The organism is Streptomyces sp. NPDC014656 (assembly GCF_043084305.1).
GTDB lineage: Bacteria > Actinomycetota > Actinomycetes > Streptomycetales > Streptomycetaceae > Streptomyces.
The window spans coordinates 434,332-450,154 of the sequence record NZ_JBIBZN010000004.1 but is presented as its reverse complement, the minus strand read 5'-3'; the positions used below and the strand labels follow the sequence as shown (position 1 = coordinate 450,154).

Below are 15,823 nucleotides of genomic sequence, written 5' to 3'. Positions count from 1 at the left end.
CGGCGCACCCTCTCCCTCTCAGGTACTAGGCGCCGGGAGGGGCCGAGGCGGTGGAGCCGCGGACGACCAGCTCCGGCATGAAGACGAACTCCGAGTGCGGGGCCGGGGTGCCGCCGACCTCCTCCAGGAGGGCGCGGACGGCGGCCTGTCCCATCGCCTGGACCGGCTGCCGGATGGTGGTGAGCGGCGGATCGGTGAAGGCTATGAGGGGGGAGTCGTCGAAGCCGACGACGGAGACGTCCCTCGGCACGTTCAGCCCCTGCTGGCGGGCCGCGCGGATGGCGCCGAGCGCCATCATGTCGGAGGCGCAGACCACCGCCGTGCAGCCCTTGGCGATCAGGGCGGCGGTCGCCGCCTGGCCGCCCTCCAGGGTGTACAGCGAGTGCTGGATCAGCTCCTCGGACTGCTCGGAGGTGAGGCCGAGGCGGTCCCGCACGCCCTTCTGGAAGCCCTCTATCTTGCGGAGCACCGGCACGAAGCGCTTCGGTCCGACGGCCAGCCCGATCCGGGTGTGGCCGAGGGCGGCGAGGTGGGTGACCGCCAGCTGCATCGCGGCCCGGTCGTCGGGGGAGACGAAGGGCGCCTGCACCTTGGGGGAGAAGCCGTTGATGAGGACGTACGGGACGCCCTTGCCGCGCAGCTGGTCGTAGCGCGAGGTGTCCGCCGTGGTGTCGGCGTGCAGACCGGAGACGAAGATGATGCCGGCCACCCCGCGCTCCACCAGCATGTCGGTCAGCTCGTCCTCGGTGGACCCGCCGGGGGTCTGGGTGGCGAGCACCGGGGTGTAGCCCTGGCGGGTCAGGGCCTGTCCGATGACCTGCGCGAGGGCCGGGAAGATGGGGTTGTCCAGTTCGGGGGTGATCAGCCCGACCAGGCCGGCGCTGCGCTGGCGCAGCCGGACCGGCCGCTCGTAGCCGAGCACGTCGAGGGCGGCCAGGACGGATTCACGGGTGGCCGTGGCCACACCGGGCTTGCCGTTGAGCACGCGGCTGACTGTGGCTTCACTGACCCCCGCCTGGGCTGCGATGTCGGCAAGCCGCGCGGTCATGAGAGTGGACTGTACCGGTCACAGCGCGTATTGCCCACCAGTGGGGGAGGTACCGCTTCGCGCGGGCCGGTTCGCAAGAGGGCCCGCAAGGTCTTGCAGGTCTTGCAGCGGGATGCGGGGGTGGGGCGGGGGGCCGCCGTCGCGGAAGGGCCGGTTTCTTGTGTGCCCCCCTGGCCGGTTCTCGGCGGATATTTCGGGTGAATCAGCGGAAGGCGAGCCTCCGTGCCGCTGTCAAGCGGCCCGATGGCAACCTTCGGGACACGCGGATGTAACGATCCCCGGTTCTTGCAGAAATCTGCCGCAAGGTCTTTCGGCTCGTTTTCATCCCTGTTACGTTCCTGGCAACCCGGAGCGCCGCGAGGGAGCGGTCGCAATGAGGAAGGTTCCAGCCCCTCGTCTCCCCGGGATCATGTTGAAGGAGTTCACATGCGGCGTGGCATAGCGGCCACCGCGCTGGTCGCGGCCCTGGGCGTCACCCTGGCGGCGTGCGGCGGAAGCGACAGCGGTTCCAACGGTGCGGCGAAGGGCTCGGGCGAGCTCTCCGGCACCGTGACGTGGTGGGACACCTCCACGGTCGGTTCCGAGGACAAGGTCTTCAAGAAGGTCGCCGAGGACTTCACCAAGAAGCACCCGAAGGTCACGGTCAAGTACGTGAACGTGCCCTTCGGCGAGGCGCAGAACAAGTTCAAGAACGCCGCTCAGGCCGGCGCCGGCGCCCCCGACGTGATCCGCTCCGAGGTCGCCTGGACCCCCGACTTCGCCAACCTCGGCTACCTCGCCCCGCTGGACGGCACCGCCGCGCTGAAGGACGAGGGCGACTTCCTGGCCCAGGCCGCCGCCTCCACCAAGTACAACGGCAAGACCTACGCCGTCCCGCAGGTCATCGACTCCATGGGCGTCTTCTACAACAAGAAGATCTTCAAGGAGGCCGGCGTCGAGGTCCCGAAGAACATCGCCGAGCTGAAGACCGTCTCCGCCACGATCAAGGAGAAGACCGGCAAGACCGGCCTGTACCTCCGCGGCGACGACCCGTACTGGTTCCTCTCCTTCCTCTACGGCGAGGGCGGCGACATGGTCGACGCCGAGAACAAGACGGTCACCGTCGACAACGAGGCCGGCGTCAAGGCCTTCAAGACGGTGAAGGACCTCGTCGACTCCAAGTCCGCGATCACCGACGCGACCAACGGCTGGGACAACATGCAGGCCGCCTTCAAGGACGGCAAGGTCGCCATGATGATCAACGGCCCGTGGGCCGTGGCCGACACCTACGCCGGCAAGGAGTTCGCCGACAAGGCGAACCTCGGCATCGCCCCGGTCCCGGCCGGCTCCGCCGGCCAGGGCGCCCCGCAGGGCGGCCACAACCTCGCCGTGTACGCGGGCTCCAAGAACCTGGAGGCCTCCTACGCCTTCGTCGAGTACATGACGTCGGTCGAGAACCAGGCCAAGGTCACCCAGGAGCTCAGCCTCCTCCCGACCCGTCAGTCCGCGTACCTCCAGAAGGACGTCGCCAAGAACGAGATGATCGGCTTCTTCAAGCCGGTCGTCGAGAAGGCCGTCGAGCGCCCCTGGATCCCCGAGGCCGGCAGCCTCTTCACGCCGCTCGGCACCGAGTACACCAAGGTCCTCACCGGACAGACCACCCCGGAGCAGGGCGCCAAGGCGGTCGGCGACAACTACCGCAAGCTCCTGAAGGACTGGAAGTAAGAGGAAGGCTGGCCGGCTGATGGCTGTGGACACCCCCAGCCAGTCGGTGGCGAAGGCCGCGGGCGACGACGTCGCCCGCGGCCGGAGCCGCGGGACTGGTTCGAAGCGCCGGGCGCCGAAGCGCTCCCTCGCCACCCACTGGTACGCGTGGGCCATGATCGCCCCGGTGGTGATCGTGATCGCCGTGATCATCGGGTACCCCCTGGTGCGCGGCATCTACCTGTCGCTCACCGACGCCAACGAGCGCAACGTCGCGCGCAGCATCGGTGTCAACGAGATCCCGGCCAGCTACGAGTTCGTGGGCCTGGACAACTACGTCACGGCCCTCAACGGCAGCCAGTTCTGGGCGACGCTCGGCTGGACGGTCCTGTGGACCGTGGCCTGCGTGTCGATCACCTTCGCCCTCGGCCTGGCCCTCGCCAACATCCTCAACCGCAAGATCGCCGGCCGCTCCGCCTACCGGATGATGCTCATCCTGCCCTGGGCGGTCCCCGGCTTCGTCTCGGTCTTCGCCTGGCGCTTCCTCTACGACGAGCGCCGCGGCATGCTCAACCAGATCCTCTCCGGCATCGGAGTCGACGGCGTCCCGTGGCTGAACGACCCCACCTGGGCCAAGTTCTCCGTCATCGCCGTCAACGTCTGGCTCGGCATCCCCTTCATGATGGTGGCCCTCCTCGGCGGCCTCCAGTCCATCCCCGGCGAGCTCTACGAGGCGGCCGAGATGGACGGGGCCAACGCCTGGCAGCGCTTCAGGAACATCACCCTGCCGGGCCTGCGGTCCGTCTCCAGCACGGTGATCCTCCTCTCCACCATCTGGACCTTCAACATGTTCCCGGTGATCTTCCTGCTCACCCGGGGCGGACCCGGCGAGGCCACCCAGATCCTCGTCACCCAGGCGTACAAGTTCTCCTTCGAGATCAGTCCCCGCGACTTCGCCCAGTCGTCCACGTGGGGCGTCCTCATCCTGGTGCTCCTGATGCTCTTCGCCGCGATCTACCGGCGCGTCCTCCGCAAGCAGGGAGAAGTCTGGTGACCACCACGACCCCCACCCCCACGCAGCGGCTGAACGCCCCCCTCCGGGGCCGTCGCTCTCCGCTCGCCTCGGTGGCGCTGCACGTCACCCTGATCGTCGCCTCCGTCGTCGCCGTCTTCCCGGTGCTGTGGGTCCTGCTGACCTCGCTCAAGCCCGCGAAGTACGCGACCACCACGGACTTCTTCAAGGAGACGACGTTCGAGAACTACACGAACCTGCTGAGGGACACCCCGTTCCTCACCTGGTTCGGGAACTCGCTCCTCGTCGCCGCGCTCACCACGCTCATCGGCGTGTTCATCTCCGCCACCACCGGCTACGCGGTCAGCCGCTTCCGCTTCCCCGGCAAGCGCGGCCTGATGTGGACCCTGCTCATCACGCAGATGTTCCCGGTCGCCGTCCTCATCGTGCCGATCTACAACATCATGGCGTCGCTGGGGCTGCTCAACCAGTCGGCCGGCCTGGTCATCACCTACCTGACCATCGCCGTCCCCTTCTGCGCCTGGATGATGAAGGGCTTCTTCGACGGCATCCCGCGCGAGATCGACGAGTCGGGTTACGTCGACGGGCTCACCCCCTTCGGCACCTTCTGGCGCCTCATCCTGCCGCTCGCCAAGCCGGGCATCGCGGTGACCGCCTTCTACTCCTTCATCACCGCCTGGGGCGAGGTCGCCTACGCCTCCGCCTTCATGGTCGGCGACGAGAACATGACGCTCGCCGGCGGTCTGCAGAAGTTCGTCAACCAGTACGGGGCCCAGTGGGGTCCGATGACGGCGGCCTCCGTCCTCATCGCCATCCCCGCGGCCCTGGTGTTCCTCTTCGCCCAGCGCCACCTCGTCACCGGCATGTCAGCCGGTGCCGTCAAGGGCTGACGGCCCTGAACGCCGAACCCGTACGCCCCTCCTTACCTCCCAGGGAAGACATGACCCAGCATCTCGCCCCCGCCGCCGACGCCCCCACCACCGGCACCGACACGGGCTGGTGGAGAGACGCGGTGATCTACCAGGTCTACCCGCGCAGCTTCGCCGACGGCAACGGCGACGGCATGGGCGACCTGGTGGGCATCCGCGGCCGGCTGCCGTACCTCAAGGAGCTCGGCGTCGACGCCGTGTGGCTCTCCCCCTTCTACGCCTCCCCCCAGGCGGACGCCGGCTACGACGTCGCCGACTACCGGGCCATCGACCCGATGTTCGGCTCGCTGCTCGACGCCGACGCCCTGATCCGCGAGGCCCACGACCTGGGCCTGCGCATCATCGTGGACCTGGTCCCCAACCACTCCTCGGACCAGCACGAGTGGTTCCAGCGCGCCCTGCGCGAGGGCCCCGGCTCCCCGCTGCGCGAGCGCTACCACTTCCGCCCCGGCAAGGGCGAGAACGGCGAGCTCCCGCCCAACGACTGGGAGTCCATCTTCGGCGGCCCCGCCTGGACCCGGGTCGAGAACGAGGACGGCACCCCCGGCGAGTGGTACCTCCACCTCTTCGCCCCCGAGCAGCCGGACTTCAACTGGGAGCACCCGGCCGTCCGCGACGAGTTCCGCTCGATCCTGCGCTTCTGGCTCGACATGGGCGTCGACGGCTTCCGCGTCGACGTCGCCCACGGCCTGGTCAAGGCCCCCGGCCTGCCCGACCTCGGCGCGCACGACCAGCTGAGGCTGCTCGGCAACGACGTCATGCCCTTCTTCGACCAGGACGGCGTCCACGAGATCTACCGCTCCTGGCGGAAGATCCTGGCGGAGTACGACGGACAGCGCGTCCTCGTCGCCGAGGCGTGGACCCCGACCGTCGAGCGCACCGCGAACTACGTGCGCCCCGACGAGATGCACCAGGCGTTCAACTTCCAGTACCTGGGCACCCACTGGGACGCGGCCGAGCTGCGCGCCGTCATCGACGCCTCGCTGGAGGCGATGCGCCCGGTCGGCGCCCCCACCACCTGGGTGCTCTCCAACCACGACGTCACCCGGCACGCCACCCGCTTCGCCAACCCGGCGGGCCTCGGCACCCAGCTGCGCACCGCCGGCGACCGCGAGCTCGGCCTGCGCCGGGCCCGCGCCGCCACCCTGCTGATGCTGGCCCTGCCCGGTTCCGCGTACGTGTACCAGGGCGAGGAGCTGGGCCTGCCGGACGTCACCGACCTGCCCGACGAGGTGCGCCAGGACCCGTCGTTCTGGCGGGCCAGCGGCCAGGACGGCTACCGCGACGGCTGCCGGGTGCCGATCCCGTGGACCGCCGGGGGCTCCTCGTACGGCTTCGGCTCCGGCGGCTCCTGGCTGCCGCAGCCGGACGGCTGGGGCGCCCTGAGCGTCGAGGCGCAGACCGGCGACCCCGGCTCCACCCTGGAGCTGTACCGCAGCGCGCTCGCCGTGCGCCGCGAGCGCCCCGAACTCGGTGCGGGCGAGGCCGTGGAGTGGCTGGAGGCACCCGAGGGTGTGCTCTCCTTCCGCCGCGACGGCTTCGTCTGCACCGCCAACACCACCGGCCGGGCCATCTCCGTCCCGCTGCCCGGCCGGTATCTCCTCTCCAACGAGGACGTCAGGATCGTCGACGACGCCGCAGAGGTGCCGGCCGACACCACCGTCTGGTGGGCGGTGTGACGATCCCCCCGCCGCGGGGCACCGGACACGGTGCCCCGCGGCTCGCGGACATCGCGGCCCAGTCGGGGGTCAGCGAGGCCACCGTCAGCCGGGTCCTCAACGGCAAGGCGGGGGTGGCCGGCGGGACCCGGCACAAGGTGCTCGCGGCGCTCGACGTGCTCGGCTACGAGCGTCCCGTACGGCTCAAACGCCGCAGCGCGGGCCTCGTCGGGCTCGTGGTGCCCGAGCTGACCAACCCGATCTTCCCGGCCTTCGCGCAGGTCGTCGAACAGGTGCTGGCCGGGCACGGCTACACGCCGGTGCTCTGCACCCAGATGCCCGGCGGCGCCACCGAGGACGAGCTGGTCGACCAGCTCGTCGAGCGCGGGGTGGCCGGCATCGTCTTCCTCTCCGGGCTGCACGCGGACGCCTCCGCGGACCCGGCGCGGTACGCCAGGCTGACCGAGCGGGGCGTGCCGTACGTCCTCATCAACGGCTACCACGAGCGGATCGACGCCACCTTCGTCTCCCCGGACGACCGGGCCGCGGCGCGGATGGCCGTGCGGCACCTGGCCGAGCTGGGCCACGAGCGGATCGGCCTCGCCATCGGCCCGACCCGCTACGTGCCCTCGCGCCGCAAGGCCGAGGGCTTCGCCGCCGAGCTGTACGAGATGCTCGGCGTGGAGCGGGCGGAGGCCGAACGCTTCGTGCGGCCCACCCTGTTCGGCGTCGAGGGCGGGCACGCCGCCGCCGAGATCCTGCTCGACGAGGGCTGCACGGGCATCGTGTGCGGCTCCGACCTGATGGCGCTCGGCGTCGTCCGGGCGGCCCGCGCCCGGGGCCTCGACGTGCCCCGGGACGTCTCCGTCGTCGGCTTCGACGACTCGCCGCTGATCGCCTTCACCGACCCGCCGCTGACCACTGTGCGCCAGCCCGTGCAGGCCATGGCGACGGCGGCCGCCGGCGCGCTCCTGGAGGAGATCGAGGGCAACCCGGTGCAGCGCACCGAGTTCGTCTTCCAGCCGGAGCTGGTCGTGCGCGGTTCCACCGCGCAGCCGCCGCAACTCCTTGCGTAATCCCTTGCGAGGGGCGTGCCGGAAGTATTGACCGCACGCCTGTACGCCCCTACGGTCGCGGCTGAAAACAGTTGCTGAGAATTTCGGCAACTTCTTGCGAACAGCTCTCGCACGCGACAGGGACGTCGTACAGGAGGAAGCATGGCAAGAAAGACCGTGGCCGCTGCACTCGCCCTCGTGGCGGGAGCCGCTGCGGCCGTCACGGCCAACGCCCCGGCACAGGCCACGCCGCCGGGGACCAAGGACGTCACGGCGGTGATGTTCGAGTGGAACTTCGCCTCGGTGGCCCGTGAGTGCACCGACCGCCTCGGCCCCGCCGGCTACGGCTACGTCCAGGTCTCCCCGCCCCAGGAGCACCTCCAGGGCGGACAGTGGTGGACCTCGTACCAGCCCGTCAGCTACAAGATCGCCGGCCGCCTCGGCGACCGCACCGCCTTCAAGAACATGGTGGACGCCTGCCACGCCGCCGGCGTGAAGGTCGTCGCCGACTCGGTCATCAACCACATGGCCAACGGCTCCGGCACCGGAACGGGCGGGACCCCGTTCTCCAAGTACGACTACCCGGGCCTCTACTCCGGCTCCGACATGGACGACTGCCGGTCCTCGATCTCCAACTACCAGGACCGGGCCAACGTCCAGAACTGCGAACTGGTCCAGCTCCCCGACCTCGACACCGGCGAGGACCACGTCCGCGGCAAGATAGCCGGCTACCTCAACGACCTGCTGTCGCTCGGCGTGGACGGCTTCCGCATCGACGCCGCCAAGCACATGCCGGCCGCCGACCTCACCAACATCAAGTCCCGCCTGACGAACCCCTCGGCCTTCTGGAAGCTGGAGGCCATCCACGGCGCCGGCGAGGCCGTCTCCCCGAGCGAGTACCTCGGCAGCGGCGACGTCCAGGAGTTCCGCTACGCCCGCGACCTCAAGCGGGTCCTCCAGAACGAGAAGCTCGCCTACCTGAAGAACTTCGGCGAGGCCTGGGGCTACATGCCCTCCGGCCAGTCCGGCGTCTTCGTCGACAACCACGACACCGAGCGCGGCGGCGACACCCTGTCCTACAAGGACGGCGCCAACTACACCCTCGCCTCCGTCTTCATGCTCGCCTGGCCCTACGGCTCCCCGGACGTCCACTCCGGCTACGAGTGGACCGACAAGGACGCGGGCCCGCCCAACGGCGGCCAGGTGAACGCCTGTTACACCGACGGCTGGAAGTGCCAGCACGCCTGGCGCGAGATCTCCTCCATGGTCGCCTTCCGCAACACCGCCCGCGGCGAGGCCGTCACCAACTGGTGGGACAACGGCGGCAACGCGATCGCGTTCGGCCGCGGCGCCAAGGCCTACGTGGCGATCAACCACGAGTCCTCCGCGCTCTCCCGCACCTTCCAGACCTCCCTGCCGGCCGGCACCTACTGCGACGTGCAGTCGAACACCGCCGTCACCGTCAACTCCTCCGGGCAGTTCACCGCCACGATCGGCGCCAACACCGCCGTCGCCCTGCACGTGAACGCCACCACCTGCGGCGGCGGCACCACCCCCACCACGCCGCCCACCACCCCGCCGACGACGCCCCCCGCCACCGCGGGCGCCTCCTTCAACGCCACCGCCACCACGGTGATCGGCCAGAACGTCTACGTCGTCGGCAACCGCGCCGAGCTCGGCAACTGGGCCCCCGCCTCCGCCCTGAAGCTCGACCCCGCCACCTACCCCGTCTGGAAGCTGACGGTCTCCCTCCCCGCCGGCACGGCCTTCGAGTACAAGTACATCCGCAAGGACGGGTCCGGGAACGTCACCTGGGAGTCCGGTGCCAACCGCACCGCGACCGTCCCCGCCTCCGGCCAGGTCGTCCTGAACGACACCTTCCGCAGCTGAGCCCCCTCCCTCCGCAGGGCCGCCCCGACCGGGGCGGCCCCCTCTTCCCGTACCTCCAGGGAGCCCCCGTGATACCCAAGAGAACGGCCGTGGCGCTCGCCGCCGCCCTGTGCGCGGCCCTCGTGCCCGCCCTCCCGGCCACCGCCGCCCCCCGCCCTCCGGCCCCGCCGTCGGACCGGGCGCTGGCCGCCGAACCGGCCCGCCAGGACCTCACCCGCGAGCAGTTCTACTTCGTGCTGCCCGACCGGTTCGCCAACGGCGACACCTCCAACGACCGCGGCGGCCTCACCGGCAGCCGCACCGCCACCGGCTTCGACCCCGCCGACAAGGGCTTCTACCAGGGCGGCGACCTCAAGGGCCTCACCCGGCGCCTGGACTACATCAAGGGCCTCGGCACCACCTCCATCTGGATGGCGCCGATCTTCAAGAACCGGCCCGTGCAGGGCGAGGGCAAGGACGCCTCGGCCGGCTACCACGGCTACTGGATCACCGACTTCACCCAGGTCGACCCGCACTTCGGCACCAACGACGACCTCAAGAAGCTCATCGAGGCCGCCCACGCCAAGGGCATGAAGGTCTTCTTCGACGTCATCACCAACCACACCGCCGACACCGTCGACTACGCCGAGAAGAAGTACGGCTACCGCCCCAAGGGCGCCTACCCCTACCTCGACGAGGACGGCCGCCCCTTCGACGACCGCGCCGCGATCGGAGAGGTGGACGCGGACTCCTTCCCGTACACCCCCGTCGAGAAGGCGAACACCAAGGTCCCCGCCTGGCTCAACGACCCGGCGATGTACCACAACCGCGGCGACTCCACCTGGCAGGGCGAGTCCGCCGAGTACGGCGACTTCGTCGGCCTCGACGACCTGTGGACCGAACGCCCCGAGGTCGTCGAGGGCATGAAGAGGATCTACGAGACGTGGGTCCGCGACTTCGACATCGACGGCTTCCGCATCGACACCGTCAAGCACGTGGACCTGGACTTCTGGACGCAGTGGGCCACCGCCCTCGACGCGTACGCCAAGAAGCGGGGCCGCGAGGACTTCTTCATGTTCGGCGAGGTCTACTCCGCCGACACCACCGTCACCGCCCCCTACGTCACCCGCGGCCGGCTCGACGCCACCCTCGACTTCCCCTTCCAGGACGCCGCGCGCGCCTTCGCCTCCCAGGGCTCCGGCGCCGACCGCCTCGCCAGGGTCTTCGGCGACGACTACCGCTACACCACCGACAAGGCCAACGCCTACGAGCAGGTCACCTTCCTCGGCAACCACGACATGGGCCGCTTCGGGACCTTCCTCAAGCAGGACAACCCGAACGCCTCCGACGCCGAACTCGTCCGCCGCGCCACGCTCGCCAACGAGCTGATGTTCCTCTCCCGCGGCAACCCGGTGGTCTACTCCGGCGACGAGCAGGGCTACACCGGCGCCGGCGGCGACAAGGACGCCCGCCAGACCCTCTTCGCCTCCAGGGTGCCCGACTACCTCGACGACGACCAGCTCGGCACCGACCGCACCCACGCCTCCGACGCCTACGACACCGGCCACCCGCTCTACAGGTCGATCGCCGCCCTGTCGAAGCTCACCCGCGAACACCCCGCCCTGCGCGACGGCGTCCAGCGGGAGCGCTACGCCGAGGGCTCCGTCTACGCCGCCTCCCGCACCGACGCGAAGCAGCGCGTCGAGTACCTGGTCGCCGCCAACAGCGCCACCGAGGCGAAGACCGTGAGCATCCCGGTCGACTCCGCCGCCTTCCACGCCCTGTACGGGGGCCGGGGCGCCGTCGCGGCCGAGGACGGCAAGGTCACGGTCACCGTCCCGGCCCTCTCCACCCTCGTCCTCAAGGCCGACCGGCCCCTCCCGGCCGCCACCGGCACGCCGGCCGTCACCCTCAAGGCCCCCGCCGCCGGCGCCACCGGCACCGTCGAGCTCACCGCCGACGTCACCGGCGACGGCCTGAGCAGGGTCGTCTTCGCCGCCCAGGTCGGCAACGGCCGCTGGCAGACCCTCGGCACCGCCGACCACGCCCCCTACAAGGTCACCCAGCACGTCACCGCCCCCGCCGGCACCGCGCTGCGCTACAAGGCCGTCGTCGTCGACTCCGCCGGACGCACCGCGAGCGCCACCGCCGCCACCACCGCCGGAGCGCCCCCGGCGCCCGAGAAGCCGGTCGCCGTCGAGCGCCCGTACGCGATCGTCCACTACAAGCGCGAGGACGGCGACTACGACGGCTGGACCCTCAAGGCCGCCGGCCAGGAGGCCGCCTTCACCGGCCGCGACGCCCACGGCGCCTTCGCCTGGGTGAAGCTCCCCGAGGGCGCCTCCTCCGTCGCCTACACCGTCGAGAAGGACGGCGCCGCCGACGGCCCCCAGCGCACCATCGCCCTCGGCCGCACCGGCGAGGTCTGGGTCACCCAGGGCCAGGACGGCCAGTCCGAGACCGCCCCGGCCCCCGCCCCGCAGGACAAGACCAAGGCCGTCATCCACTACCAGCGCGCCGACGGGGACTACGACGGCTGGGGCCTCCACCTGTGGACCGGCGCCGCCCGGCCCACCGACTGGTCCAAGCCCCTGCTGCCCACCCGCACCGACGCCTACGGCGCCGTCTACGAGGTGCCGCTCGCCGAAGGCGCCACCACGCTCTCGTACATCCTCCACAAGGGCGACCAGAAGGACCTCCCCACCGACCAGGCCCTCGACCTCGCCACCTACGGCAACGAGGTCTGGCTCCTCGGCGGACAGCCCAAGTACCTCCTGCCGACCGTCGGCGGCGCCCCCAGCCTCGACCTCGGCAAGGCCGAGGCCCAGTGGATCGACCGGAACACCGTCGTCTGGAAGGTCAAGGCGACCGACTCCACCAGCCAGCAGCTCGTGTACGCCCCCGACGGCGGCATCACCGCCACCGACGGCGTCCTCAGCGACGAGGGCCAGTGGCTCCGGCTGAACCCGGGCGGCCTCACCGACGCCCAGAAGGCGAAGTTCCCGCACCTCAAGGACTACCCCGCCTTCACCGTCGACCCGCGCGACGCCGACCGGATCCGCGGCTCGCTGCGCGGCCAGCTGATCGCCACCCAGCGCGCGGCCAACGGCGCCCTGCTCGCCGCCACCGGCGTCCAGACCGCCGGCGTCCTCGACGACCTGTACGCCGCGAAGGCCGTCGAGGCCGACCTCGGCCCGGTCTTCGACAAGAAGGGCCGCCCCGCCCTCTCCCTGTGGGCGCCCACCGCGCGGTCCGTCGCCCTGGAGATCGACGGCCGGACCGTGCCCATGCGCCGCGACGACGCCTCCGGCGTCTGGAAGGCCACCGGCCCCAGGTCCTGGACCGGCAAGCCGTACCGCTACGTCGTGAAGGTCTGGGCCCCCACCGTCCAGAAGGTCGTCGAGAACCGGGTCACCGACCCCTACTCGACCGCCCTCACCGCCGACTCCGCCCGCAGCCTCGTCGTCGACCTCGCCGACCCGAAGCTCGCCCCGGCCGGCTGGAGGACCCTGCGCAAGCCCGCCGCCGTGCCGCTGCGCGACGCCCAGATCCAGGAACTCCACGTCCGCGACTTCTCGATCGCCGACCCCACGGCGAAGGCGGACCACAAGGGCACCTTCCTCGCCTTCACCGACAGGAACAGCGAGGGCTCCAAGCACCTCAAGGCCCTCGCCGACTCCGGCACCTCCTACGTCCACCTCCTGCCCGCCTTCGACATCGGCACCGTCCCCGAGAAGAAGTCCGGGCAGAGCGAGCCCGCCTGCGACCTCAAGGTCTACGCCCCCGACTCCGAGGAGCAGCAGGCCTGCGTCACCGCCGCCGCGGCGAAGGACGCCTACAACTGGGGCTACGACCCGCTGCACTACACCGTCCCCGAGGGCTCCTACTCCACCGACCCGAACGGCACCCGCCGCACGGTCGAGTTCCGGCAGATGGTCCAGGCCCTCAACGGGCAGGGCCTGCGCACGGTCATGGACGTCGTCTACAACCACACCGTCGCCGCCGGGCAGTCCGACAAGTCCGTCCTCGACAAGATCGTGCCCGGCTACTACCAGCGCCTCCAGGCCGACGGCTCCGTCGCCACCTCCACCTGCTGCGCCAACACCGCGCCCGAGAACGCCATGATGGGCAAGCTCGTCGTGGACTCGGTCGTCACCTGGGCGAAGCAGTACAAGGTCGACGGCTTCCGCTTCGACCTCATGGGCCACCACCCGAAGGAGAACATCCTCGCCGTCCGCGCCGCGCTCGACGCCCTGACCGTCGAGAAGGACGGCGTCGACGGCAAGGCGATCGTCCTCTACGGCGAGGGCTGGAACTTCGGCGAGATCGCCGACGACGCCCGCTTCGTCCAGGCCACCCAGAAGAACATGGCCGGCACCGGCATCGCCACCTTCTCCGACCGGGCCCGCGACGCCGTCCGCGGCGGCGGCCCCTTCGACGAGGACCCCGGCGTCCAGGGCTTCGCCTCCGGCCTCTACACCGACCCCAACGCCTCCACCGCCAACGGCACCCCGGCCGAGCAGAAGGCCCGCCTCCTGCACTACCAGGACCTCATCAAGGTCGGCCTCACCGGCAACCTCGCCTCCTACACCTTCACCGACACCGCCGGGCGCACGGTCAAGGGCTCCGAGGTCGACTACAACGGCGCCCCGGCCGGCTACGCCGCCGCCCCCGGCGACGCCCTCGCCTACGCCGACGCCCACGACAACGAGACCCTCTACGACGCCCTCGCCTTCAAGCTGCCCGCCGGCACCTCCGCCGCCGACCGGGCCCGCATGCAGGTCCTCGCCATGGCCACGGCCACCCTCTCCCAGGGCCCGGCGCTCTCCCAGGCCGGCTCCGACCTGCTCCGCTCCAAGTCCCTCGACCGCAACTCCTTCGACAGCGGCGACTGGTTCAACTCGATCCACTGGGACTGCCGGGACGGCAACGGCTTCGGCATCGGCCTCCCGCCGGCCGCCGACAACAAGGCGAAGTGGGGCTACGGCAAGCCGCTCCTCACCCTCCCGAACCTGACGCCGGGCTGCGCCGAGATCGACGGCGCCTCCGCCGCCTACCGGGACCTCCAGAAGATCCGCACCACCGAGCCGGGCTTCTCCCTGGCCACGGCCGGCCAGGTGCAGTCCGCCCTCTCCTTCCCGCTCTCCGGCGCGGACGAGACCCCGGGCGTGATCACCATGCGCCTCGGTGACCTCGTGGTGGTCTTCAACGCCACCCCGGGCGAGCGCACGCAGACGGTCGCCGCCCTGGCCGGCACCGCCTACGGCCTGCACCCCGTGCAGGCGAACGGCTCCGACGCCGTGACCAGGTCCGCCTCCTACGAGGCCGGTTCGGGCACCTTCACGGTCCCGGCCCGCACGGTCGCGGTCTTCAAGGCCACCGGCTGACGGTCCTCCCCGGGACGCGGGCCCCGGCCGCCACTTGTGCGGCCGGGGCCCGCGCCGTAAAGCTGTGGCCCGACACCCCGTACCAGCAGGAGAGACACCGTCATGCCGCAGATCGCCGTCGACTACTCCGCGCCCCTGGACCGGCGCGGTTTCGCGCTCGCCCTCCACGCCCTCGTGGCGGAGGCCGGCGGCGGACCGCTCGCCGCCTGCACGACCCGCTTCCGGGAGGTCGAGGAGACCGTCGCCGGCGACGGCACCACCGAGGAGGCCGTGGTGCACGTCGAGATCGCCCTGCGCTTCGGGCAGACCGACGACGCCAAGCGCCGGCTCTCCGGAGCGGTCCTCGCCCTGCTGCCCCGCCACCTCAAGACGGCCGACCGGGTGCGCCTCTCGGTCGAGATCCGCGACTTCGAGAACTCCTACCGCGCGGGCTGAGCCGGCACGGCGGCGGGCGCCAGCGCGAGCAGCCGGACCACCAGCTGCGCGAACGGCCCGTCCGCCGGCTCCTCGGCCAGCACCGCCGCGAGCACCTGCGCCGCCTGCTCGTCGTGGACCGCGCTCACCGCCGTCAGCGCCGCGAAGTCGTGCACCAGCTTCTGCTCCAGCTCCGCGCGCGGCACCCGCCGCCCGTCCAGCCACAGCAGCGCCGTCGACTCCGCGAGCGACACCCAGGACCGCACGACCAGTTCGAGCCGCGGCGAGGGCTCCGCCACCCCGAGGTGGGCCACGATCTGCTCGTACGCGGCCTGCCGCACCTCGTCGATCATCGCGTTGGTCGTCGACGAACCCACCGCGGGGCCGCCCCGCATCAGCGCCGCGAAGCCCGGCCCGTGGTCGTCGACGAAGTCGAAGAAGCGGCCCATCACCCGCAGCAGCCGCGCCCCCAGCGGGCCCTGCGGCGGCTCCAGGAAGCGGGCCGCCAGCTCGTCGGCCGCACGCCGCAGCGCCGCCTCGTACAGGCTCTGCTTGCCGGGGAAGTAGTGGTAGACCAGCGGCCGGGAGATGCCCGCGGCGGCGGCGATCTCGTCGATGGAGACCTCGTCGGGGGAGCGGCTGCTGAAGAGTTCGAGGGCCACCCCGATCAGCTGCTGCTTGCGCTCCTCGACGCCCATCCTGCGCCGTACACCGGTCGTCATACGAACAGCCTATCGGGGTCCGTTA

Annotated in this window: 10 protein-coding genes; 8 read left to right on the top strand and 2 right to left on the bottom strand. The window is 71.0% G+C overall.

Annotated features, from left to right (window positions below):
• Positions 1–25 precede the first annotated feature (25 nt).
• Positions 26–1,048 carry a LacI family DNA-binding transcriptional regulator gene (locus ACF1ED_RS12715; RefSeq protein ID WP_391759473.1) on the bottom strand — a complete coding sequence of 341 codons (1,023 nt, stop codon included), beginning with the start codon at positions 1,046–1,048 and terminating at the stop codon, positions 26–28.
• A gap of 426 nt (positions 1,049–1,474) precedes the next feature.
• Between ACF1ED_RS12715 and ACF1ED_RS12710 the strand changes: the two genes are divergently transcribed.
• The 8 genes from ACF1ED_RS12710 (at position 1,475) to ACF1ED_RS12675 (ending at position 15,097) form a co-directional block, all read left to right on the top strand.
• Positions 1,475–2,752: an extracellular solute-binding protein gene (locus ACF1ED_RS12710; RefSeq protein WP_391759471.1), complete on the top strand. Its 1,278-nt coding sequence runs from the start codon at positions 1,475–1,477 to the stop codon at positions 2,750–2,752.
• A 19-nt stretch (positions 2,753–2,771) separates the two neighbouring features.
• Entirely contained in the window at positions 2,772–3,785 is a 1,014-nt protein-coding gene (locus ACF1ED_RS12705) for a sugar ABC transporter permease (RefSeq protein WP_351848141.1), read from the top strand.
• Positions 3,782–4,654, top strand: a complete 873-nt coding sequence (locus tag ACF1ED_RS12700; protein ID WP_391759469.1) for a sugar ABC transporter permease — start codon at positions 3,782–3,784, stop codon at positions 4,652–4,654. Before ACF1ED_RS12705 ends, ACF1ED_RS12700 begins: the two co-directional genes overlap by 4 nt.
• 50 nt (positions 4,655–4,704) lie before the next feature.
• Positions 4,705–6,372, top strand: coding sequence for an alpha-amylase family glycosyl hydrolase (locus ACF1ED_RS12695; protein ID WP_391759467.1), 1,668 nt, complete (start codon positions 4,705–4,707; stop codon positions 6,370–6,372).
• Positions 6,360–7,427, top strand: coding sequence for a LacI family DNA-binding transcriptional regulator (locus tag ACF1ED_RS12690; RefSeq protein WP_391759465.1), 1,068 nt, complete (start codon positions 6,360–6,362; stop codon positions 7,425–7,427). The genes ACF1ED_RS12695 and ACF1ED_RS12690 overlap by 13 nt, the downstream gene beginning before the upstream one ends.
• Positions 7,428–7,568: 141 nt before the next feature.
• Positions 7,569–9,296 (top strand): carbohydrate-binding module family 20 domain-containing protein, encoded by a 1,728-nt coding sequence (locus tag ACF1ED_RS12685; RefSeq protein ID WP_391759462.1) that lies wholly within the window; start codon positions 7,569–7,571, stop codon positions 9,294–9,296.
• A gap of 68 nt (positions 9,297–9,364) precedes the next feature.
• On the top strand, positions 9,365–14,662 hold the full coding sequence (gene pulA, locus ACF1ED_RS12680; RefSeq protein WP_391759460.1) for a pullulanase-type alpha-1,6-glucosidase: 5,298 nt from the start codon (positions 9,365–9,367) through the stop codon (positions 14,660–14,662).
• Positions 14,663–14,764: 102 nt separating this feature from the next.
• Positions 14,765–15,097: a 5-carboxymethyl-2-hydroxymuconate Delta-isomerase gene (locus ACF1ED_RS12675; RefSeq protein ID WP_391759458.1), complete on the top strand. Its 333-nt coding sequence runs from the start codon at positions 14,765–14,767 to the stop codon at positions 15,095–15,097.
• Here ACF1ED_RS12675 and ACF1ED_RS12670 read toward each other — a convergent pair.
• The gene (locus tag ACF1ED_RS12670) at positions 15,082–15,798 is read right to left on the bottom strand and encodes a TetR/AcrR family transcriptional regulator (RefSeq protein ID WP_351848164.1); all 717 of its coding nucleotides are present in this window, start codon (positions 15,796–15,798) and stop codon (positions 15,082–15,084) included. The two genes, ACF1ED_RS12675 and ACF1ED_RS12670, sit on opposite strands and share 16 nt — an antisense overlap.
• Positions 15,799–15,823 lie beyond the last annotated feature (25 nt).